This window comes from Paenibacillus sp. FSL M7-0420 (assembly GCF_038002345.1).
In the GTDB taxonomy this organism is placed as follows: Bacteria; Bacillota; Bacilli; order Paenibacillales; family Paenibacillaceae; genus Paenibacillus_AQ.
The window spans coordinates 6,963,781-6,986,634 of record NZ_JBBOCJ010000001.1 but is presented as its reverse complement, the minus strand read 5'-3'; the positions used below and the strand labels follow the sequence as shown (position 1 = coordinate 6,986,634).

At 54.3% G+C, this 22,854-nt stretch carries 17 protein-coding genes and 1 riboswitch; of the genes, 14 read left to right on the top strand and 3 right to left on the bottom strand.

Annotated features, from left to right (window positions below; all coding sequences use genetic code 11):
* Window positions 1–74: 74 nt before the first annotated feature.
* From MKX51_RS29925 to MKX51_RS29915, 3 genes are all read right to left on the bottom strand, one after another.
* Window positions 75–935: a helix-turn-helix domain-containing protein gene (locus MKX51_RS29925; protein WP_340994904.1), complete on the bottom strand. Its 861-nt coding sequence runs from the start codon at window positions 933–935 to the stop codon at window positions 75–77.
* Between the two features lie 144 nt (window positions 936–1,079).
* Window positions 1,080–2,255, bottom strand: a complete 1,176-nt coding sequence (locus MKX51_RS29920; protein WP_340994902.1) for an ATP-binding response regulator — start codon at window positions 2,253–2,255, stop codon at window positions 1,080–1,082.
* An 8-nt stretch (window positions 2,256–2,263) separates the two neighbouring features.
* On the bottom strand, window positions 2,264–5,827 hold the full coding sequence (locus MKX51_RS29915) for a response regulator (RefSeq protein ID WP_340994901.1): 3,564 nt from the start codon (window positions 5,825–5,827) through the stop codon (window positions 2,264–2,266).
* Between the two features lie 244 nt (window positions 5,828–6,071).
* Window positions 6,072–6,175, top strand: a riboswitch (purine riboswitch).
* 184 nt (window positions 6,176–6,359) lie between these two features.
* Between MKX51_RS29915 and MKX51_RS29910 the strand changes: the two genes are divergently transcribed.
* The 14 genes from MKX51_RS29910 to MKX51_RS29845 all read left to right on the top strand — a co-directional run bounded on the left by MKX51_RS29910 (window position 6,360) and on the right by MKX51_RS29845 (window position 22,846).
* A complete protein-coding gene (locus MKX51_RS29910) occupies window positions 6,360–6,965 on the top strand; it encodes a xanthine phosphoribosyltransferase (RefSeq protein ID WP_209868713.1) in 606 nt (201 codons plus the stop codon).
* Entirely contained in the window at window positions 6,959–8,257 is a 1,299-nt protein-coding gene (locus tag MKX51_RS29905; protein WP_076081459.1) for a nucleobase:cation symporter-2 family protein, read from the top strand. The genes MKX51_RS29910 and MKX51_RS29905 overlap by 7 nt, the downstream gene beginning before the upstream one ends.
* A gap of 138 nt (window positions 8,258–8,395) precedes the next feature.
* Complete coding sequence (locus tag MKX51_RS29900; protein ID WP_340994899.1) at window positions 8,396–11,467, top strand: ATP-binding protein; 3,072 nt, start codon at window positions 8,396–8,398, stop codon at window positions 11,465–11,467.
* A gap of 43 nt (window positions 11,468–11,510) precedes the next feature.
* Window positions 11,511–12,638, top strand: coding sequence for a response regulator (locus MKX51_RS29895; protein WP_340946291.1), 1,128 nt, complete (start codon window positions 11,511–11,513; stop codon window positions 12,636–12,638).
* Window positions 12,639–12,783: 145 nt separating this feature from the next.
* Window positions 12,784–13,002, top strand: coding sequence for a hypothetical protein (locus MKX51_RS29890; protein ID WP_036691939.1), 219 nt, complete (start codon window positions 12,784–12,786; stop codon window positions 13,000–13,002).
* Between the two features lie 29 nt (window positions 13,003–13,031).
* Window positions 13,032–13,715, top strand: coding sequence for a hypothetical protein (locus tag MKX51_RS29885; RefSeq protein WP_340946292.1), 684 nt, complete (start codon window positions 13,032–13,034; stop codon window positions 13,713–13,715).
* Window positions 13,712–14,935 carry a glutathionylspermidine synthase family protein gene (locus tag MKX51_RS29880; protein WP_340994897.1) on the top strand — a complete coding sequence of 408 codons (1,224 nt, stop codon included), beginning with the start codon at window positions 13,712–13,714 and terminating at the stop codon, window positions 14,933–14,935. The genes MKX51_RS29885 and MKX51_RS29880 overlap by 4 nt, the downstream gene beginning before the upstream one ends.
* Window positions 14,922–15,578 (top strand): signal peptide protein, encoded by a 657-nt coding sequence (locus tag MKX51_RS29875; RefSeq protein WP_340994896.1) that lies wholly within the window; start codon window positions 14,922–14,924, stop codon window positions 15,576–15,578. The genes MKX51_RS29880 and MKX51_RS29875 overlap by 14 nt, the downstream gene beginning before the upstream one ends.
* Window positions 15,575–15,967: a DUF350 domain-containing protein gene (locus MKX51_RS29870; RefSeq protein ID WP_339311995.1), complete on the top strand. Its 393-nt coding sequence runs from the start codon at window positions 15,575–15,577 to the stop codon at window positions 15,965–15,967. Before MKX51_RS29875 ends, MKX51_RS29870 begins: the two co-directional genes overlap by 4 nt.
* Before the next feature lie 95 nt (window positions 15,968–16,062).
* The gene (locus MKX51_RS29865) at window positions 16,063–17,079 is read left to right on the top strand and encodes a potassium channel protein (RefSeq protein ID WP_340946296.1); all 1,017 of its coding nucleotides are present in this window, start codon (window positions 16,063–16,065) and stop codon (window positions 17,077–17,079) included.
* Between the two features lie 192 nt (window positions 17,080–17,271).
* Window positions 17,272–18,429, top strand: coding sequence for a hypothetical protein (locus tag MKX51_RS29860; protein WP_340994895.1), 1,158 nt, complete (start codon window positions 17,272–17,274; stop codon window positions 18,427–18,429).
* A gap of 22 nt (window positions 18,430–18,451) precedes the next feature.
* On the top strand, window positions 18,452–20,008 hold the full coding sequence (wsfD, locus tag MKX51_RS29855; protein WP_340946299.1) for a glycan biosynthesis hexose transferase WsfD: 1,557 nt from the start codon (window positions 18,452–18,454) through the stop codon (window positions 20,006–20,008).
* The gene (locus MKX51_RS29850) at window positions 20,005–21,561 is read left to right on the top strand and encodes a hypothetical protein (RefSeq protein WP_340994894.1); all 1,557 of its coding nucleotides are present in this window, start codon (window positions 20,005–20,007) and stop codon (window positions 21,559–21,561) included. Before wsfD ends, MKX51_RS29850 begins: the two co-directional genes overlap by 4 nt.
* 34 nt (window positions 21,562–21,595) lie before the next feature.
* Complete coding sequence (locus tag MKX51_RS29845; protein ID WP_340994892.1) at window positions 21,596–22,846, top strand: glycosyltransferase family 2 protein; 1,251 nt, start codon at window positions 21,596–21,598, stop codon at window positions 22,844–22,846.
* Window positions 22,847–22,854: the final 8 nt, after the last annotated feature.

The following is a 22,854-nucleotide window of genomic DNA, read 5'->3' as shown; positions in this document are numbered from 1 at the left end:
TATCGCTCCCTTGTTATATTGTATGTTCCACACAGTAAATGTAACATGTGCGGATGAAGGTTACTTTTCCAAAATCACTTTTTTCTAAACATCCGGGGTGAGAGTCCCGTTCTTTGTTTAAAAACCTTATTGAAGGAAGAGACATTATCGAAGCCAATACTTAGGCTAATCTCGGTTACATTGCTGTCCGTTTGAGCAAGGAGACGCTGTGCTTCAAGTATCCTTTTTTCGAGGATGAACTGGTGTGGCGTTCTTTTGAAAAAGTGGCGGAAGCTGCGGATCAGATGGTTTTTAGAGAGACATGAGACCTTTGAGACTTCTTCAAGAGACACATTTTGGTTGTAGTACGCATGCAAGTATTCGTATGCTACGGTCAACCGCCGGAACAGCTCCTCCCTGGTGGCCGGGCGTGTGCCGAGGACGGTATTAATTTCTTGAGCCATCTTCTGATGGACGTTAAGCAGTGCCTGAATTAGATTTTGATACTGTTCATCAAGCCAGAGATTCTCGCTGCCGAGTACAGGTAAGGAATTCTTGAAGTTCTCGATAAGCGCAGTTATCAAATGACTATGGCGGTATGACTTTGTATGAAATTGCAACGGTTGCTTAGATTCTGAAAATGGATCGTCCAAAGACTTCTCTGTTCCGACATGAATGGCTCGATGAAATTCTTCAGCAAAGCCAGTCTTGAAAAAGACACAAAAAGAGTCGACTTCTGTCTCTGACTCAATGGCTATTCCGTACTGCTCCCCCTCATTTAGAAGAAGGTAGCCCTCTTTCTCCACAGCATAATGACCAAGATTTGTTTTGTAATAGGCCCGGCCATTCCGAAATGTCTTGATCGAAAGGGGGCCGGTGCCTTCCCAATGATGAGTTGTACTTCGCGCCTGCAGCACGAAGTTTTGCTGGAACAAAGGGAATCTAGAGGTTCCCATCTAAAGAGTTCATCCCCTTCCAGAGTTAATCCATTTCATTCTACAATAGTCCACAGCAATAACAAAGAAGCTCCCGCTTCATGATCTGAAGGGGGAGCTTCTTGTATGCAGTGAGACGGGTTCATGCTGAACGACGGGGGAGCCTCAGTCCGGCTGGCCTTCAGCGACCTGGATGGTGAAGATGAAGGTAGCCCCGCCCACTAGACCCGGCTTGGCATAGATTGTTCCGCCCATGAGGTCGACCAGCATTTTGCAGATGGACAGCCCGAGCCCGGTTCCGCCGAACTTGCGGTTGATGGTGGCTCCGATCTGGGTGAACGGCTGGAACAGATATTTCATCTTGTCTTCTGGAATGCCAATACCGGTATCTTCAATAATGAATTCCAGCTCCAGCAGCTTATCCATAGCCTGCCGGAGCTGGACATGCACTTTGACGCCGCCGGTGATCGTGAACTTGATGGCATTGCCGATCAGATTATTCAGTACCTGGCGCAGACGGTTGGGGTCACCGATAAGCAGGGCAGGAATGTCAGGATCAATAGAGGTCTCCAGGGTCAGGCTGCGTTCTCTCGCCAGAGCCCTGAACAGATCGACCGTTTCTTTGATGCAGGAGTGAAGATTGAAGAGCTCATAATCCAGCTCCATTTTGCCGGATTCGATCTTGGTGAAGTCCAGGATGTGCGTAATGACAGAGACAAGCGCGTGACCGCTGGTATGAATGATTTCGGCCATCTCCTGGTCGTCCGGGGACAGCTCGGAGGAACGAAGCACATCCGACATGGCGATAATCCCGTTCAGCGGAGTACGGATCTCATGGCTCATCATGGCAAGGAAGCCGCTCTTGATCCGCAGCGCCACCTCGGCGGTCTCCTTCAGCTCGGTCAGGATGCTGTTGGCTGTCTCCAGCTCCTGCGTTTTGAGCTGCAGCTCTTTGCGGGTCTGGTAGAGACGGACGAAGCCGTCAATCTTGCTTTTTAACACGATCGGATGGAACGGCTTGGTCAGGTAGTCAATGGCCCCTGCCGAATAAGCCAACATATAGTTCTCCAGCTCAGAGGTCAGCGAGGTTAGGAAAATAATCGGGATATCCCGTGACTTCTGACGCATCTTTATCCGTTTCGCCGTTTCAAACCCGTTCATGCCAGGCATGAGCACATCCATAATGATCAGGGCGAATTCCTGCTCCAGCAGACATTTCAGAGCATCCATGCCCGAGAGGGCTTGAACCAGCCGGTAGGGCGAATCGGCGAGCAATGCCTGAATGGACAGGAACTCATCTGCCCGGTCATCTACAATCAAAATATTAATCGGATACTCCATGCTGCCTCCTATTGAATCAACCATAATTTCAGCACTCTCACCAGCTGTGTGGTATTAATCGGTTTGGATATATAATCGCTCGCCCCAGCTTCGAGGCATTTGACCCGGTCTTCCTCCAAGGCGCGGGCGGTCAGCGCAATAATGACGATCTGATCATAGTCCGGATTTAGCCGGATATGCTTCATCGTCTCGTAACCATCCATCTCCGGCATCATAATATCCATGAATACCAGTTCAACGCCAGGGTGGGTCTCCAGATGCTCCAGGGCTTCTCTGCCATTCTGGGCAAAGCTGATCTCCATATTATAACCTTCCAGCACACTGGATAACGCAAAAATATTACGCATATCATCATCCACAAGCAGAATGCTTTTCCCGGCAAAAGCGGACTCCGGATTATGCAGGTTCTCGATCAGGCGCTGCTTATCCAAAGGCAGGTCTGCATGCTTGCGGTGGAGGTAGAGGGCCGTATCGTCATAGAGACGTTCCATTGAACGCACGTTCTTGATCACAATACTCTCGGCGTAGTGCTTAAGGCGCTGCTCATCTGTCTTGCTGAGATCCTTGCCTGTATAAATAATCACCGGCAAGGTCTGCAGCTTGCGGTTGGTCTTGACCTGCTCCAGCAGGTCGAAGCCGGAAATATCCGAGAGACCCAGGTCCAGCACCATACAGTCAAAATGATGGCTGGCCAGATGCTCCATCGCTTCTCTTCCGGTGCCCACTGCAATAATGTTCACATCGGGATGGGCGATGAATTCGACAAGACTGCCGCGCAAAACCTTGTTGTCTTCGACAATCAGCAGACTCTTCACCGGACGGCGGATATAAGTCTCAATCTGGAGAAAGGCTGCTTCCAGCTCTGCATAATCATTCGGCTTCTTCCAGAAGGATAAGGCGCCCATCGACAAGCTCTGCTGGTTCTCCTCGGCTGTCGAGATGACATGCACTGGGATATGCCGCAGTTCCGGCCTGCTCTTCAGGCGGCTGATAATGGACCAGCCGTCCAGAACGGGAAGATGCAGATCCAGCAGGATGGCATCAGGCTTGTAGGCATGGGCCAGGGCAAGCCCTTGATCGCCCTGGAAGGCGACGATGGCCTTGAAGCCCCGGCTGCGCGCCAGCTCCAGCAGCCGGGCGGCGAATTCGGCGTCCTCCTCGATAATCAGCAGGGTAATATCCCCGCTCAGCAGATTGCCCCGGTCATCATCCATTTCCGCATATTGCAGCAGCTTCGGATTGGAGATGGAAATGTCGGGCACGAAGGATTCGCGGAAGGCCGGATTCTCGCGGCGGATAGGCTCGGAAGCCGGAATCTCCGGAGAGGCTGCTGCTGAATAGGCTGCGGCAGCAAGGGTCTGGGCATCCTCTCCCGGTTCCACAGCGGGAATAATGAGGGAGAAGGTGCTGCCCTTGCCTTCCACGGAATCCACCTCAATTCTTCCGCCCAGCAGGGTAGCCAGCTCCCGGCAGATCGTGAGGCCGAGACCGGTGCCGCCGTATTTGCGGCTGGTGGTGCCGTCTGCCTGCTGGAACGCTTCGAAGATGCTCTCCAGCTTGGAAGCGGCTATGCCGATACCGGTATCGCTGACGGCGAAGATGACCTCTTCGCCGCTGGTGCGGATCGACAGGGAGACGGAGCCTTGCTCCGGTGTGAATTTGATGGCGTTGGATAACAGATTATTCAAGACCTGCTGCAATCTGTGACCGTCGGTCATCAGATAATCCGGCAGCCGGTTGTCGGAATGGACATCGAACCGCAGGTTCTTCTTCTTGGCCTGCTGTTCGAAGTGGCGGAAGACATGATTGCTGAGATCCTGTGGGGAGACCGGTTCGATTACAGGGGTCATTTTGCCGACCTCCAGCTTCGCCAGATCGAGAATCTCATCGATCAGCTGCAGGAGATCCTTGCCTGCCGAGAAGATCGTATGAACGTATTCCAGCTGCTTCGCTTCCAGATTGCCGTCCTTGTTCTCGGCAAGAATCTGCGAGAGGATCAGCAGGCTGTTCAGCGGGGTGCGCAGCTCATGGGAGACATTGGCCAGGAATTCCGATTTGTACTGCGCGGCCATGAAGATTTCCTGCGCCTGTGCCTGGATCTCCTCCTTTTGCTTCTCAGTAAGCTCGACTTGAAGCAGCAGCTGATCATGGGAGGCAGCCAGCTCCTCCTTCTGGATCAGCAGTTCATCGGCCTGAGTTTGCAATGTATCGGTCTGGGCCTGAAGCTCCTCCGTCTGAGACTGAAGCTCTTCGGTCTGGGCCTGAAGCTCCTCGGCCTGATCTGCGATCTCGGACTTTTGCATTTCCGTGATTTGCAGCTGCTTCTGCATATCGCGGTTTGCCGCAGAGATCTCGTCGGCCTGTGCCTGGATCTCCATGGTTTGCCGGCGGGAAATCTCCATCTGATTCTGCAATTCCAGGTTGGAGGCATGCAGCTCTTCCGTCTGCTGCCGCAGTTCCTCCGTCTGGGCTTCAATCTCGTCCTTCTGGGCCTCTGTGAGCTTCATTTGTGTCTGAAGCTGTTCATTGGAGGTCAGCAGGCTCTCGGACTGCGCCTCCAGTTCAGTCTTCTGGTCCTGTAACTGGTCGGTCTGCAGCCGCAGCTCCTCTGTCTGGGCCATCAGCTCTTCGGTCTGAGCTTCCAGCTCCTGGGTCTGGGCGGTCAGTTCTTCGGTCTGGGCCTCCAGTTCTTCCTTCTGCAGCTGAGTCTCGCTCAGCAGCTCTTCAATTCTGGCGACATCCGCCAGCGTATTCATCAGCACGCCCATGTTCTGTCCGGTGCGTTCAATCAGCTGCATCTCTTTGGAGTTGAACGGGCTTAAGGCAGCCAGTTCCATGACTGCTACAACTTCCTGTTCATGCTTAATAGGGACTATAATCAGCGAGGAGGGCGCAGCCTCCCCCAGGCCGGAGCGGACCTTGATATAATTCTCTGGTAGATCCTGCAGTACGATCATCTGCTGATCCAGTGCGCATTGTCCGACCAGGCCGCTGCCCAGCGGTATGGACTCCTGTTGCCCTGAAGCATCATCGAAGGCATAGCCGGCCGCGAAGTTCAGCTGCCCCCCCTGCTTCAGATAGATCGCCCCGTAGCTTCCGCCGACAGCGGTAGCCAGCCTGCCGATGAACACACGCGAGGCCGTCCTCAGCTGGACAGAGCCTTGAAGCAGCAGCGCCATCTCAGACACCTGCGTATTAATCCAGGCCTGTTCCTCGGCTCTAAGCCGCAGTTCGCGCTCATCGGCGGTTCTGTGATGGAGCTCAGCTGCCAGCCCGAAAAAGGAAGCTGAAAGCTGGCCGAATTCATCCTTCCGGACAGTAGCCGCAGCAGCAGGGTCAAAAATGCCTGCTGCGATATCCTGTGAGATCTCCGTGATCCGGCCCAGGCCGCGGTCTATATTTCGCTGAATACTGTACAGAAGGCCGATACTAACCAGAATGCCGCCCGCGCCTAATCCTGTTGTAAGCAGGCGCGGGCCACCCTCCATAAAGAGGATAGATATAGTAATCATACTGCCTAGCAGCAGGATAGAAGCTGATGCAGCTAACCAAACCTGTTGTTTTATTCTCATTGTCCGCCGCCTTTGTTCAGTTAGAATGCTAAGCTATATAATTATAGCTTTTATGGAGCTTCAGTGATATAGAAGACATGAAGAATACACCTTAAACCTAAAATTTACAAGGCTTTCCGGAGGCAGGCCTGCTTTTGCCGGAGTTTTCATGAAAACTTTGAAATCACCGCAATTTACTTAAAATTTTGCTTGTAACCAGCGTGTAGAGCGTGTAAGATAACAAACATGATTCATTCTGAGTTCAAATAACAGATTTCATATAACTCATATAATCTTGGGAATATGGCCCATAAGTTTCTACCGGATAGCCACTGTAATTATCCGACTATGAGTGAAATAGCGCATCTAGGGTTCCGTTTCTTGTGCTGCGGCACGGGAAAGACTGGTCCAAGCGATGCGGACACGTATATGTGTTACACCACCAAGGGACAAAAACCCAGAAGGACAGATTCACTTGAGAGAAACACTCAGGGAATCTGTCCTTTTTATTTTATCTGTCTTTTTTTATTTCTAAGGAGGAAGATCCGCTGTAATGAAAGTATTAGAAGAACGCATTAGACAAGAAGGCTTAATTCTATCGGAGACTGTGCTGAAAGTGGACTCATTTCTTAACCATCAGGTAGACACGGCGCTTGCGCTTGCGATCGGGAAGGAATTCGCAGCAGTCTTCGGAGACCGGCAGATCACCAAGGTGCTGACTGTGGAGGCCAGCGGCATTCAGTTCGCCATGGCGGCGGGAATTGCGCTGGGTGTTCCGTTCATCTACGCCAAGAAGAAGAAGGCAGTCACCTTGTCCGAAGCGGTGTATTCGGCACCGGTTCACTCCTTCACCCGTCAAGAGGACTACCAGATCAGCATCTCACAGAAATATCTCGGGCCGGACGATACCGTATTGATCGTTGATGATTTCCTGGCTACCGGCGCGGCGCTTGTAGGGCTATGCGATATCGTAGCAGAGTCGGGGGCGCAGCTGGCCGGGGTCGGCTGTGTCATCGAGAAGAGCTTCCAGGAGGGACGCGGTCTGCTGGAGCAGCGCGGAGTTCCGGTGTATTCCCTGGCACGGATTGCTTCCATGTCGCCGGGTGAGATTCATTTCATAGATAATGAAGGATTAATCAAGGAGCGTGCAGGATGTTAAGCAAACAGAAGATACTGGCCCTAGGGCTTCAGCATGTACTGGCGATGTATGCCGGAGCGGTCATAGTACCGCTGGTTGTCGGGGGAGCACTCAACTTGAATGGTACGCAGATGGCGTATCTGATTGCAGCGGATCTGTTCACCTGTGGACTGGCGACCCTGCTGCAGATTATGGGCAGCAAATATTTCGGAAGCGGGCTGCCGGTTGTTCTCGGCTGTACCTTCACAGCCGTTAGCCCGATTATCGCCATCGCTTCAGGCTCCAATCTGGCAACGGCTTATGGCGCAATCATTATCTCCGGGTTGTTCGTGGTGCTGGCAGCCCCGGTGTACGGGAAGCTGCTGAAGTTCTTCCCGACCGTGGTCACCGGCTCGGTAGTCACAATCATCGGACTGTCGCTGATTCCCGTAGCGATGAATAATGTGGCCGGCGGCCAGGGCAGCGCCGACTTCGGGCAGCCCCGCAATCTGCTGCTGGCTCTGATCACACTGCTCGTTATTCTGGCCGTTAACCGGCTGACCACAGGGTTCCTGCGCTCCGTATCTGTGCTGGTAGGACTTGTAGTGGGTACAGTAATCGGCTATGCCATGGGCATTGTTCATTTCTCTACCGTGACCACAGCTTCCTGGGTCAGCGTTGCACAGCCGTTCTACTTCGGCTGGCCTCAGTTCAGCATTACCGCCATATTCACAATGATCATCGTCAATATTGTGTCTATGGTCGAATCCACCGGGGTCTACTTTGCCGTAGGTAAGGCGACGGACCAGCAGGTGGAGCAGAAGCAGATCGTGAACGGCCTGCGTTCCGAGGGACTGGCCATCATGCTGGGGGGCCTGTTCAATGCCTTCCCGTACACCGCATTCTCCCAGAATGTCGGCTTGCTGTCGCTGACGCGGGTGAAGACGCGGAATGTTATTTTTGCAGCAGGCGGAATTATGATCGTACTTGGTCTGCTGCCTAAGCTGGCGGCACTGACTACAGTGGTGCCGAATGCGGTGCTGGGCGGGGCGATGATTGTCATGTTCGGCTCGGTCGCCGCTTCCGGTATGTCGATTCTGTCCGATGTGGATCTGCGCAAGGACGGCAATCTGCTGATTGCTGCCTGCAGCATCGCGGTGGGCCTCGGCTCTGCAGTGCTTCCGTCCATGTTCGACCAGCTGCCGGAATTCGCCAGAATGCTGCTGCAGAATGGAATCGTGTCCGGGTCGCTGACAGCGATCATTCTGAATATCTTCTTGTCGAAGACCCAGGAGAGTGCGGTTCCTGCCGCAGCCGCTCCGGAAACGAAGTAAAATATTCCATCCGCGTAGCTCTAATAAGATGAACAGCCGATTCCGAAATAAATGGAACTCGGCTTTTTTTTTGCTTCAGATGAACGGAGCCTGTTGTATAATTTATACAATGACAACTAGAAGGGACTGGCAGAGGACATGAGAAAGTATTGGCTGAGCATTCTCGGCAGTCTGGTGCTGGTGTTGATCGTTCCGCTGCTCTCGGTCCTCCAGACACATCAGATTAAGGGGGACAGGCCGCAGGCGGTGCAGGGTGTGATTGACCTTCGCTCCTGGGACGCCCGCCACGACGGGATTATGAAGCTGGACGGAGAGTGGGAGCTGTACCGGGATGTACTGCTGTCGCCCGGGGATTTCCATCCGGTGAACGCTGGCAAGGAGGTCCCCGCCCCCTCTACGATGATTCAGGTCCCGGGGAAGTGGAACGACGATATCTCCGAACAGGGCGAGCGCAGAGCCAAAGGCTATGCTACATACCGCCTTCAGGCGATGATTGCCCCAGGGGAAGACATGGTCTACGGCCTGCGCACCAGCAACATCCGCAGTGCCAGCAAGGTCTATCTGAACGGGCAGGAGATTGGAAGCAGCGGAACCCCGGCAGCCTCGGCCTCTGAGGGCAGACAGAATAACATGCCTTTTATGGGATTCGCCTCGGTAACCGGGGATACCATGGAGATTATTGTGCAGGCAGCTAACTATAGCTACTCCTCAGGCGGGATCGTTCAGCCGATTGTGATCGGTAATCAGGCCGCTATTTTGAAGCACAGGGAATTTGCCCTGTTTGTAGACGGGGCTGCACTGATCGGATTCTTCGTGCTAGCCCTCTTCCTGCTGATGTTCTCCAAGGTGAGGGAGAGCCGGGGGGTCACATTGTATCTGGGCTTGTTCTGCATAGCGGCTTTTGTCTACATTTTTACGCACGGCGAAAAGCTTATCCTGGCGGCACTGCCGGGCTTCCCTTACGAGATTATACTCAAGCTGCAGCTCGCGTCCTCTACACTGGTCTATTATTATCTGCTGCACTATGTCGCCAATTCAGTGAATTACCCGATGTCTATCGGGGTAATTAAGGCCTCCAGGCTGGTTACGGCATTCCTGCTGCTGATTGCTGCCTTCGTCCCGGCCTATCTGTTCAGCTATCTGGAGGTGCTGCTGCTGACCTGGGGCTCGGTAAGCCTGGGCTTCGTGCTCTACTCCATGGTCCAGGGCACCCGGCGCAATCCGAAGAATATGTTCCTGATGATGGTCAGTATTGAAAGCCTGAGCGTGGTCATTATCTATTATCTGGTCAGCTTCATGGGCATGACCTTCAGCTATTTCATCATCTCCTACGAGATACTCCTGTTCGGGTTCGTGCAGGCGATCCTTATGACCCGGCAATACGCAGCTTCCTTCCGCGAAGTGGAACAGCTCTCACGCCGCCTTTTGTCGCTTGACGGCTTGAAGGATGACTTCATCTCCGATACGTCGCAGGAACTGCGGAGGCCGCTGCAGGGGATCGTCAACATGGCCAAGGTGCTGGCTCAGGGGACGGCCGGCTCCATCAGCGCTGCCCAGCAGGATCAGCTGCTCACGATTGTCTCCACCGGCAAGCGGCTTACAGCCCTGATCCATGATATGTCGGACTTTGCGAAGCTGAATCACGGCGCGCTCTTCCTGCGCCGGCAGGCCGTCGATCTCCGCATGGCAGCTTCCTCCATTATGGCGGTCACCCGTCAGGTCTACGGCAACAGCCAGCTGGAATTCCGGCTGAATCTGCCGGAGCAGCTTCCGCTGCTGGAGACGGATGAGCAGCGGTTCGCTCAGATTCTGCATAATTTACTCGCGAGTGCAGTGAATTATACGCCCAGAGGCGTGATAACGCTGTCTGCTGAGGTTAAAGAAGAGTATGTTGCCATCATCATAACAGACACTGGCCAGGGTATCGCGCCTGAGCGTCTGCGTACGATCTTCGATGCCAATGATCCAAGCGGTCCTGCCGCCAGTAAGGTCTACCGTGAGAACGGGCTTGGCCTCAGCATTACCCAGAGGCTGGTAGAACTGACGGGCGGGGAGATTGAGGTGCATTCCGAACTGGGGCAAGGCTCCGTCTTCAGCTTCACCCAGCCGATCCTGCAGAGGAGTCATGCACTGCTGGAGGAGGAATTCGGAGAGCTTCACGGCTGGGAGACGGCGCCTTCGTACACGCTTCCCGGAGAAGAACCTGTGCAGCTGCCGGCTGAAGACTGCTGCTCCATTCTGGTAGTGGATAATGATCCCGTTAACCTCCGCGTGCTGGTAGGCGTATTGCAGCTGGATAAACATTCTGTGATTACCGCCAGCAGCGGGGCTGAGGCGATCCAGATCATCCAGCAGCATCCTGAGCTTGATCTGGTGATTGCCGACTGGGTAATGCCGGAGATGCCCGGGCTTCTGCTCTGTAAGGCCATCCGTGAACGGTTCACCTTGTCCGAGCTGCCGATTCTGGTACTGATGGCGAGCAGCCGCCCAGATGATATCCTCGCAGCCTTCGAGGCCGGAGCGAATGATTATCTGAGCAAGCCGGTGGAGGTGCGCGAATTCAAGGCACGGATGCAGACCCTGCTGGATATGCGCAAGTCAATCCGTGTATCTGTCCAGTCGGAGATTGCCTTCCTCCAGGCGCAGATCAAGCCGCATTTCTTATATAATGCGCTGAATGCCATTATCTCGGTCTGTCCGGAGGACCCGGACAAGGCCACGGAGCTGCTGCTGGACCTCAGCCAATACCTGCGGAGCAGCTTCGACTTCCAGAACCGGGGACAGACGGTATCCATGGAGAAGGAGCTGGGACTGGTCAAATCCTATCTTGCGCTGGAGCAGGCGAGGTTCGATGAACGGCTGAACATCGAGTTCGATGTGCCGGAAGATGTGATGGCTATGGTTCCGCCGCTGAGCATCCAGCCGATTGTGGAGAATGCCGTGAATCATGGCCTGATGCAGAAGGAGGCCGGAGGGACGGTACGGCTGACCGTCGAACTGCTGCCCGGCTGTCTCAAGGTAGCAGTCACGGATGACGGTGTAGGTATGACCCCGGAGAAGATTGCGGAGGTCCTCTCGGAAGAGCGGACAGAGGGGGGCATCGGACTGCGCAATATTCAGCACCGCCTGCTCAAGATGTATGGAGCAGGCCTGAATATTGACAGTGTACCGGGAAGAGGGACCGCTATATCATATACCATCCCCACCTAAAGGCATTTGAGAACTACGAACGAAGAGGAGGTGAGTCCGACTGATGAAGGCCATATTGATTGACGATGAGAAGCCGGCGCTGCAGCATCTGGAGCGTATGCTTCTGAAGGATGGGCGTGTGGAAATCACCGGGAAATTCACCTCGGCACGCCTGGGACTTGCGCATCTGGAACGGGAGAAGGCGGATATTGTCTTCCTGGATATCGGGATGCCGGAGATGAACGGGCTGGAAGCAGGTGAATACATTGCAGGTATGGACCGGAGCACCCGGATTGTCTATATTACCGCATACAGCGAGTATGCGATCGAAGCCTTTGAACTCAATGCAGCTGATTATTTGCTGAAGCCGGTGACCTCCCAGCGGTTAAGCAAAACCCTTGAGCGGCTGGAAGTCGGCAAGGAGAGTCCTGAAGTGAAGATGCCGCCTACACCGGCGCCTGTCAAGGAGCTGTCAATCCTCTGCTTCCACCGGCTTGAATTCACAGACAGCACGGAGCCGGGGCGCAAAATGCAGTGGAGAACCAGCAAGGCGCAGGAGGTCTTCGCCCTGCTGCTGCATAACCGCGGCCAGTGGATACTCAAGGACACCATTGTGGATCTCGTCTGGCCCGATTTCAAGCCCGAGAAGGCCGTAACGAACCTGCATACTACGGTATACCATATCCGCAAGCTGCTGAAGGCCTGGGATATGGAGGTGCTCGTCGAATTCTCGCAGGAGCGGTACAGGCTGACCAAGGAGCAGGTGCTGCTGGATGTGGAGGAGTTCGAGCTGGGCTATGCCGGTACGCCTGTGGAGTCAGAAGAGGAATGGCTGCGCCGGGAAAAGATATTGAAGCTGTACCGTGGAGACTACCTGCAGGAGCATCATTACGACTGGGCAGAGATCCGGCGCAAGGAGCTGCAGGTCCGGTATATCCGCATGGCGCTGCATTCCGCCGAATATGAGCTGTCCTCCGGGCGGCCCCGGCTGGCACTGGAGAGGCTGCTGGAGCTGCAGGCAGCCGATCCTTATTCCGACCAGCTCTGCAGGCTGATTCTGCGAAGTTACGCCGACCTGGGGGATTTCATCGGATTCAGGACACACTACGATAAATACAAGGAGCTCCTGGAGAATGAGCTGGGCATCCGCCCTGACCAGGTCATGGACAGCTGGGTCCAGAAGGTATTGTAAGTCCGTAGCCGGCCACTGCAAAACTGCTTGTTGTCATTATTATTTATATGCTGTGGTATACATATTCAAGGCTGCGGGAGTTGAAACGAAAGAGTCATAGCAGCGTATCAGAAGCATACGAGTATTCAAGAGGAGATGGAGTAGAATGGATAACGGGTTGAAGGTCATCCTGTTCGAGAAGCTGCCTGAAGGCGACCTGCAAATGATTGAAGAGCGCGTCTGGAGCATGAATATGGTTACGGCGCTTGAGCATGTCAATTATATTGTCGTTGGCGGCCGTGAGTTCGAGGCGGTAGAGGGAAGGCTGAATGTGGATGAAGGGAAGCTGGAGCTTCTGCTGGTTCCTATGCGTACGGAAGGTTAAGGATGAATACCAGGAAAGGAGGCCCCAAGTTGGCAAAAGACGAAAATGCTAAAGAACCCGCAGTCAGCAGGCTGTTCACCCCGGACGGCAAACCGGTCCGCGTATTATCCACCTCGCTCGGCATTGCCCTGCTGGCTAACGCGTTATTCATTCCCGGAGGTGCAGGCGCAAGCGGCACAGGCGGTGAGGAGCCTAAGCTGGTCTCCTGGTCTACCGAGGAGGTTAAGCAATACTTCGACAAGAATGTAGACTGGAGTATTCCATATCCGGAAGACCAGGAAGAGAAGGTCCAGGAAGGGCAAGGGGCAGTAACCTCTGGCGGCACGACGGTAATCAACAACTACGGCGGGTATAACTCGGGCTTCGGCTGGGATGATGTGCTTCTGTATCACATGCTCTTCAATAGCGGTTCGTTCTACTCTTCCAGAGGCTGGTACAATGACCGGCCTACTTATTATGGTGGTACACGCAATACCTATAAGCCGCCTTCCTATAATAGCGGACGATTCCAGAACAAGCCGGTGGCCGGCTCGGTGGTGAAGCCGAAGACCTCAACTTCATCCACCGGCTCCATTACCAGAAGGAATACCTCTTCCAAATCGGGCGGTATCGGCGGCACCTCCAGCGGGCTGGGTTCGAGCAAATCCAAATCCGGCTCTAAAAGCTCCGGCAAAAGCTCGGTGCGCTCCGGCAAGAGCGGGTTCGGCGGATGATCCGGGCGGAGCAGGCATTCGAGTATATAGACCAGTCCGGTCTGGAGCGCGCTCCCCGGGTTGAGCGGCTGCGTGAGCTGGGCTTCACCTGGGCCGATCTGGAGGACGAGGAATACTGGCTGGATGCGGTGGCTGTGATGCGCAGCGAGACCTATCAGGAATTGAAGGAAGCCGCCGCCGCGCTCTGGGCGATTCTGGATAAGGCCGTGCGTTATGTCCATCTCAGACATGACCTGTACGACCTGCTTGGGATTCCGCCGGTGCTGTGGCAGATGCTGGATGACTGTCCGTTGCCGGAGCCGGGACTGATCAGCCGGTATGCCCGGTTCGATTTTGCCGTGGCAGGTGATGGTACGATTAAGCTGCTGGAGCTGAATGCGGATACTCCGACCGGCTATGTGGAGGCCTCCATTGCAACGCCGTGGATCTGCGCGGAAGCAGGCGTCGGAAGCGCGAATGCGGCCATGAAGCAGCAGCTTGCTGCAGCCTGGGGCGTGGAGCGCCCCGACACGGTAGCCTGTGTGGATTATGGCAGCCATGAGGAGGACAGCGGAACGATTGAGGCTCTGGCCGCGCATAGCGGACTGGATGTCCGCTGTGTCGATTGCCTGGATTTGTGGATTGATGAGGGTGTGGTCAAGGACGGAGAGAACCGGATCATAGAGCGGATGTTCGCGCTGTATCCGAAGGAGTGGATGGCCGTAGATGAAGGAGGCGAGGCTCTGGCCTACGCCATTGAGAGCGGGAAGCTCCAGCTGTTCAACGGACCGCATAGCATCATTCTCCAGTCCAAGGGGCTGATGGCCGCTGTCTGGGGAATGTACGAGCTTGGCCTGCTGTTCACAGAGCCGGAACGCGAGGCAATCTCCCGGTACATCCTGCCGACGTACAATAAGGCAGTGTTCTCAGAGAGCTTTGTATCCAAATCTGTATTCGGCCGCGAAGGCGGATCTGTACGGATCTTTGATGACAGCGGCGCGCTTGAGATCGAAGACGAGGAAGGCTACGACAGCAGCCAGCTCTTCCCAGTGGTCTATCAGAAAAGGGCAGAAATGGCCCGGATCATGACGGCGGAGGGCGAGCTGCACCTGCTGACCGGCATGTTCGTCATTAACGGAACGCCCTGCGGGCTGCTTGGCCGGGCCGGCGGGCCGATTACAGGCAATGCCAGTCATTTTATCGCGCTAGGAGTGAGGGGGCTTGAAGATGTTCAAGGATAGAGAGGGGCATGCTGCCGGGCGCAGAGCCCGGGGCACCCTGCTGACTACAGTGCTGCTGCTGGCGGTTATGGTGCTGAGTGCATGCTCAGCGAACAGCGGCGGCAGTGTATTTCATACCGGCACTGATACGTCGGATAGTGTATCGCGTGTACCATGGGATTACCGGGTGGTGGAAGGCAAGGTTGGCGATCTGGTCGGCAGCGATATGACTATATTGCCGGATAATGAGCTGCTTCCCAACGACGGGAATTATGCTACAGGCGACACCGTCTGGACGCTCCAGTTCATGGATGCCGAGCTGATAACGGACGCTGACCAGAAGAATGAGATTAAGCTGTCCGCCTGGACGACACTTAAGTCTTACGCCGACCAGAAGGCGGCCACAGAGGATCTGGCTAATCTCAAGGTGTCCATCACAACGGATGTGGACCTGGTTGGCGTGTACAAGACGGAATACCAGAGCAAGACCAGAAATTTCGCAGTGCTGGAGCTGCCTTCCGGCAACCGGATCAAGCAGCCGATTGACGACAAGCGCTATACCGCGCTGGAGAAGCAGAAGAAAGTCTCAGTGGTGCTGGAGGAAGTACATGATTTCGCCGACTATGATTCGGCCTATGCGAAATTTCGGGGGTGGGCTAAATGACGATCGTAATTAATCTGGTGGTTAGTATTCTGACCATTGTTCTGCTTCAGGTGCTGGGTATGGTGATCTTTGCGCTCATGACTCCTTTCAAGGATATGGAGGAGCTGAAAAAGGGAAATGTTGCGGTAGGCCTGGCGTTCGGCGGCAAGTTCCTGGCTACGGCGGTCATTCTAGGCGTGGCCGCCTACACAAATACCTCCATCTGGTTCATGATGCTCTGGTTCGCTGTGGGGTATGTCTGCCTGATCGCTTCTTACTGGATCTTCGAGCTGTTCACGCCCGGCTTCCGGATTTCAGAGCAGCTGGAGAAGGGAAATGTTGCGGTCGGCGTCATGCTCTGCATGGTGTTCATCGGGACGGCCTTCGCGGTCAGCAGTCTGATTATCTAGAAAGCCTGGCATGCGGTCAGCGGCTGCGCTCCGCGAGGGACTTGGTGCAGGCTGCTGCCCGCCGGCTCAATTCACCCGGGAGGCAGGGATGAGCATTGCATTTTCTAATCCAATTATCCGGTAAGCTGCTTCATCTCAAGAAGAAGTCCATTGCCTTTATTATTCTGGCCTTCATTCTTCTAAGTGCAACCATCGCCTTCCTGCTGGAGCCGGATACGTTTCATAGCTGGTTCAACGCCTTTTATTGGGTAATGACCACCATGGCTACCGTCGGGTATGGCGATTACTTTGCCGCTACCGTCACCGGCAAGGTGTTTACGATTTTCTTATATATCTTTGGCATCGGTCTGCTCAGTCTGGTGATCGGCAAGATTATCGATGCCATGGGCGAGATGCAGCGCAGGAGAGGAGCCGGAACCTTGACCTTTCACGGGCACAATCATGTGGTGCTGATTAACTGGAACCGCAAGACACAGGCGGCAGTGGATGAGATTCTGTGTTACGACGGGGAATGCAAAGTAGTCATTATTGATGAGAACGGACGGCATCCGCTGGAATCCATGGAGCAGGTCCACTTCATCAGCGGCGATGCTGCGAGCGATGACATTCTGCTGAAGGCGAATATCGGGAGCGCCAGAGCAGCGATTGTGTTCAGCGACACCCGTATTGACGAAGCTTCCTTAAGCGACGGCAAGTCGCTGTTGATTGCTTCCAGCATTGAGCGGATTGCCCCGCAGGTACATACTACCGTAGAGATTATGCAGGAGAAGAACATTCAGAACTTCAAGCATGTGCAGGTGAACGAGTTCGTGCTCTCCCATGATGCCATCTCCAGACTGGCCGTCCGCTCTGCCCTGCAGGAGGGCAATTCAGAGGTCATTACTCAGCTGCTCAGCCGCGAGCACGGGGATGATATCTTTGAGATTCCCCGCCGCAGCGGCTGGACAACCTATGGAGAGGCCTTTCAGGATCTGCTGCGCCAGGGGGCGACCCTGTTGTCCGACCGCGGCGATCTGGGCATTAACCGTAAGCTTGACCAGGCGATTCCGGCAGACGCCAGACTCTACATCGTCGCTGATGAGGCTACGTACCGGAGAATTAAAGAGAGCTAGAGATAGAGAATACCTAAGCATTCATAAGAGCTGTTCCAGTCGTTAAGACATGGAGCGGCTCTTTTTCTGGCGGAAAAGGAGAAATATGTGATAGCGGCACATAATGTGCGAAGAAACAGTAAATAATGTGACAATAATTACCGTTATATTAGTATGGATCAATTGGTAGTTGTCATTTAAGGATGTGATCGATTGGAAAACAGATATAGCAAGGCTGCTGTTCTGGGGATGTCGCTGCTCCTGCTAACCTCCTGCGGCAATCAGGCCGGACCGGCGCCATCCTCTCCCGTCTATACTCCGGCAGTCTCTCCCGCAGGGACTACACGGCCGGATGAAGCGCCGCAGCTTGAGCCTACAGTGGAACAGCGGGAATTATTTCATTTCATAAATACGCAGCTTACAGGACCCGATGGCGTATATACGAATCTGAAGGAGACCTCTGAAGCGGCAGAGGTGGCTACAGGCCATGAGATTCTGAGCGAGTCCGCGTCTCTTCTGATGGAGACTGCTGTCAGGACCCGCAATCAGGAGCTGTTCGACCGGCAGTGGAAGACGGCCCGCAGAACCTTCGATATGGAGGGCGGCTTCAGCTACCGCTACAGTCCCAGGCAGCAGAAGCGTTATCCCGTGAATGCAGCGGTGGATGACCTGCGGATGATCGGAGCGTTATATGAGGCAGGGCAGGCATTTAGCCAGCCGGAATATACCAGAGAAGCTGATAAATATGGAGAACGTTTCTATAAAAACAATACTAAAAAAGATTACATTTATGACATCTATGACAATTATTTGAAAGTGGTCAACAGCTTCGTAACTTTGTGTTATATTGATCTGAGTGTATTGCAGAAATTGTCGATATCTAGCGAATTAAAAGAGAATTTGCTGAAGAATATGAGCGGTATTTTGGAGGAGGGATATTTGTCCGATTCTTTTCCATTCTATGAGACCCGCTTCGATTACCAGAGCGGACAGTACAGCTCTGAAGGCATCAACTCGGTAGAATCTCTGCTGACTATTCTTCATCTGGCAGAGACCGGCCGTCAAAAGCCGGCCAGCATCAGCTTCATCAAAGCTCAGGTCGCAGCGGGAACCTTATTCGGACAATATACACGTGAGGGCAAGCCGGCTAATGATATCCGTTCAACAGCGGTCTATGCGCTCACAGCCATGATTGGAGCCGTGCTGGAGGATGGTGACCTCTATCAGTCCAGTATAGAACGGATGAATGAATTCAGGGTGACAGATCCTGTGAGTCCGCTATATGGCGGCTTCGGTGATCCTGCCTCCGGGCAGGCATACTCTTTTGATAACCTGATGGCACTGCTGGCTTACTCCTATAAGGCTCCATAATATAACCAAAAGGGGAATCGGAATGATAAACAACCTAGAGCTTACATCCACCCGGCCCGGTATCACGTTAGCTGGCTTTCGGATTACTCCGGCATTTGCCGCCGCATTCTGCGTGCTGCTGGTGACGGCTATTTCGCTGTTTACCTCCCCTTATATCGGCATGGCGGATAACGGAGACTTTTACCGGATTATATATAGCAACGGCCTGTATTTCAATGCTCCGGACTATGACAGCCAGTACTTCGGTTATTTCGTGAAGCAGTTCGGAATCTTTCAATATTTCAACGAGAACAGCACGATGGTGGTCTCCTCCCAGTCCCTGTTCATCAAGCTGGCGATCTTCGTCAACAAGCTGTTTTTCAGCCGCGAGGTCTTCGATATCCGCTTCCAGGCTGCCATCTACACCGTGCTGTATGTTGCCGCAGTCTACTTGCTGGTTGAAGCAATCACGCTGAAAATGTCACTTAAGCGGGGGATGGCAGTCGCGGCTCTTGCGGTGTTCATTTTCGGGGATACGGGGTATACCAACTACTTCAGCTCCTTCTTCGGCGAGAGCCTGGTGATGGTGACCATGATTCTGGTGTTCGCCTCCTGGCTGCTGCTGTACCGGAAGAGATACAACGATTATGCCATGCTGGCGATCCTGCTGATCAGCACCCTGATCCTGACCACCTCCAAGCAGCAGAATGCTCCGGTGGGGATGGTAATTTCCCTGCTCTCAGTTCCGCTGGTGCTGATCCGCCGGGATAAGCTGTTCCGCTGGGTCACGCTCCTGTCGGCCGGTCTGATGATGTTCGCCGGAATTGCGACGTATCTTAATATCTCCAAAGAGTTCGTGAATATTAACCAGTATCATGCGATGACGCGCGGGGTGCTGATGGAATCCAAGAACCCGGAGACGGCGCTTGGCTCCTTCGGAATCAATGAACAATACGCAATTCTCAAAGAGAATACGTACTATGACCAATACGGGACGGTGGATGTGAAATCCGAGCTGCTGGATAAAAATTTCTACAGCCGTTACGGCTTCGTCTCCATTCTGACCTATTATGCTTCTCACCCGAATGAGCTGGGCTCGATTCTGGATACGGCTGCTGAGAGTGCCTATAAAATTAAGCCGGCGGCCATGGGGAACTACGAGCAGTCCGCAGGCAAGGAGTTCCGGGCGCAGAGTCATTTCTTCAGCTTGTACAGCACACTTAAGGAGAAGCTGGCACCCCGTCCCTTTGCCTTCATTCTGCTCTGGATGGCCGTAACGATAGGGGTCTATATGCCATCCTTCGTCCGGTCCATCCGTACCCGGGATTTCCGGGGCATGCAGCGTCTGTTGGTGATTCTGGCGACCATGCTGGTCGGACTGTCGGGTATCGTAGTCTCCATTATCGGGGCAGGTGACGCGGATATTGCCAAGCATGAATTCCTGTTCACGCTGGCCTTCGACCTGATCATCTTCCAGACGGCTGCCAGCGTAATCGGCCGCGGCATCTCATCACGCAGATCGGTGCCGTCTGCACCGTCCGCGCCGTCTGCACGGCCGCTCAAGGAATATCCGGCACTGAATAAAGGGGTGGGCATGTGAGACGCAGAGGGATCGTCATTCTGCTGTTAATTGTATTGGCGGGTGATCTGCTGCCGTCTGCCGGTCCGGCAACCGCTGCCGCTTCTCCGGCTCCGGCGCAGCGGATTCTGCTGCTGTTCGACAGTCTGGCGAATAATTCAGGCCAGCAAGGGAATGTGGCCGAGCTGCAACGGCTGCTTGCCGCCTACAGCGCACAGGTCACGCTGAAGCCTATTTCCTCTTATGAGCCGGGCGGCATGAAGGGCTATTCCGGCGTGATCACTGTGATTAACAATGATGAGCTTGAGATTACGAATCAAGCCTACCTTCAGGAGGCTGCCGGGTATAAGGGGGCTATGCTGCATGTTGGATATAGACCGCCTGCCCGGATGCAGCAGACGCTGCGGCTGAAGACCGGGGTATGGCATAGAGCGGGCGCAAGTCTCTCCATCGGCGGATTCACCGGAATTCCGGTGGAGGCCGAAGGGATGCCTTATATAACCGCTTCGGACGCGGGGCGTTCTTATGGAACGTGGTCCTCATCAGATGCGGGGACGCAGGCGCCGTTTGCGGTAAGCAGCGGCCGGACCGCATATCTGCCTTATCTGAAGCAGGGCGATTTCACAGCCATGGCTGCGGCCTATGTGCTGAAGGATTGGCTGCACTATACCGCACAGCCGCAGATGTATCTGGTAATCAAGGAGATCTATCCCTTCTCGGATCTGAACCTGCTGGAGCAGATGGCAGACCGCCTGTATAGAAGCGGTATTCCCTTCATCGCCAGTGTCCGTCCGGTATTCGCGAATACGGATTTCCCCGCGATGAAGCGGTATCTGGAGGCGCTCAGAGCCGTCCAGTCCCGCAACGGCAGCATCGTGGTCAATGCCCCTGCGGTCAGACCGCCGATCAATTCGAATGACCGGTCCCTGCGCGGGAAGATGAATCAGTTCATTAATGTGCTGGCGGAAGGGGGCGTGGCACCGCTCGGCGTTGCTGCCGAGAGCTACTGGACGTATGACAAGGAGTATTCTGCCGCAGGCATGGGGTTCTTCAATTCGGCGGTGCTCTTCCCGGACGGAGAGACCCATTATATGGAGCAGACAGACACCTCAGCGCCCTTCTCTTCCTCTCTGTACAGTCTGCCCCCGGCACTGCTGCAGGGAATTGGCAGAACAGGCAAGGCGATGCCGGAGCTTCCGCTGAATACGGCGGTGACGCTGGACCTGCCGGAGGATGAGCGCGGGCTGGAGGAACTTCTGCAGAATCTGAATGCGGAATGGTATACCTTCGCAGACTATAAGCAGGAGGCCCATACGGTCCGCACGGATATGCACACCCTTGAGTCTGCTGACGGGGTGATCCGCTTGGATGGCAACACACTGGATGTCGATTATACCCCGCAGAAGGTCGCCGTTGATTTCCAGTACAAGGAGAAGCAGGCGACAAGCTTCAACAAGCTGTTCAGCGTGCAGAATCAATTCTTCATCATCGTGATCCTGGCTGCGTTGCTCTTGTTCGGCGGTCTGCTCACTATCGGTTACAGGTTGTACCGCAGGAAATATTTGAACAAGTAATTCGGGAAAAATATAGCGAGTTTAGGAGAATACTATGACGATCTCAGACGTATTGATGGTGATCGCGGTCATCTGTATCTGGTCCCTGCTGCTGGTGAATGTGATGCTGATTATAGCGGGGTATCTGTACTACATTCAAACGGAAAACGAACCGGTGCCTGAGATTACCGGGGAGCATCCCATGGTGACGATTATGGTTCCTGCCCACAATGAGGGGGTCGTCATCAGCAAAACCGTGGAATCCCTGCTGGCACTGGATTACCCGCATGACCGGTATGAGATTATCGTCATCAATGATAATTCGTCAGACAACAGCGCTGAGCTGCTGGCTGCTATCCAGGAGCGGAATCCGCAGCGCAAGCTGATCATTATCAATACGGACGCCGTCACAGGCGGCAAAGGGAAATCCAATGCGCTGAACATCGGCTTCACCCGCAGCAGCGGGGAGCTGATTGCGATCTATGATGCCGACAATACGCCGGAGCGCACGGCGCTGAAATACCTGGTGGCGGAGATTATGAATGATGCCACCCTCGGGGCGGTGATCGGCAAGTTCAGAACCCGCAACCGGAATGCCAGCCTGCTGACCCGGTTCATTAATATCGAGACGCTGTCCTTCCAGTGGATGGCGCAGGCAGGGCGCTGGAAGCTGTTCAAGCTCTGTACGATCCCGGGAACAAACTTCATTATGCGCCGGACCATTGTCGAGAGCATCGGCGGCTGGGATGTGAAGGCAATTGCCGAGGATACGGAGATCAGCTTCCGCATCTATATGATGGGCTACCGGATCAAGTTCCAGCCGAAGTCGGTCACCTGGGAGCAGGAGCCGCAGACGGTGAAGGTATGGTTCAAGCAGCGGACACGCTGGGCGAAGGGCAATATCTATGTCATTGTGAAGAACCTTCCGCTTCTGTTCGACCGGAAGGCGGTCAAGATCCGCTTCGATATTCTGTATTATGTCTCGATCTACTTCCTGCTGCTGATCTCGCTGGTCACCTCGGATATTCTGCTCGTGCTTCATGCCATGGGGTATGTACATACCACCATCGCCGGGCTCAGCAGCTTCCTGTGGCTGCTCGCCATTGTGCTGTTCGTGGTGGGGATCTTCGTTACCCTGACCACGGAGAAGGGCGAGATGAGCCTGTCGAACCTGTGGATCATTCTGCTGATGTACGTCTCGTATTGCCAGCTCTGGATGGTAGTGGCCGCTTACGGGCTGTACAACTATTTCAAAGACGTTATCTTCAAACGGGAAGTCAAGTGGTACAAAACCGAGCGGTACTAGTGCGCCGG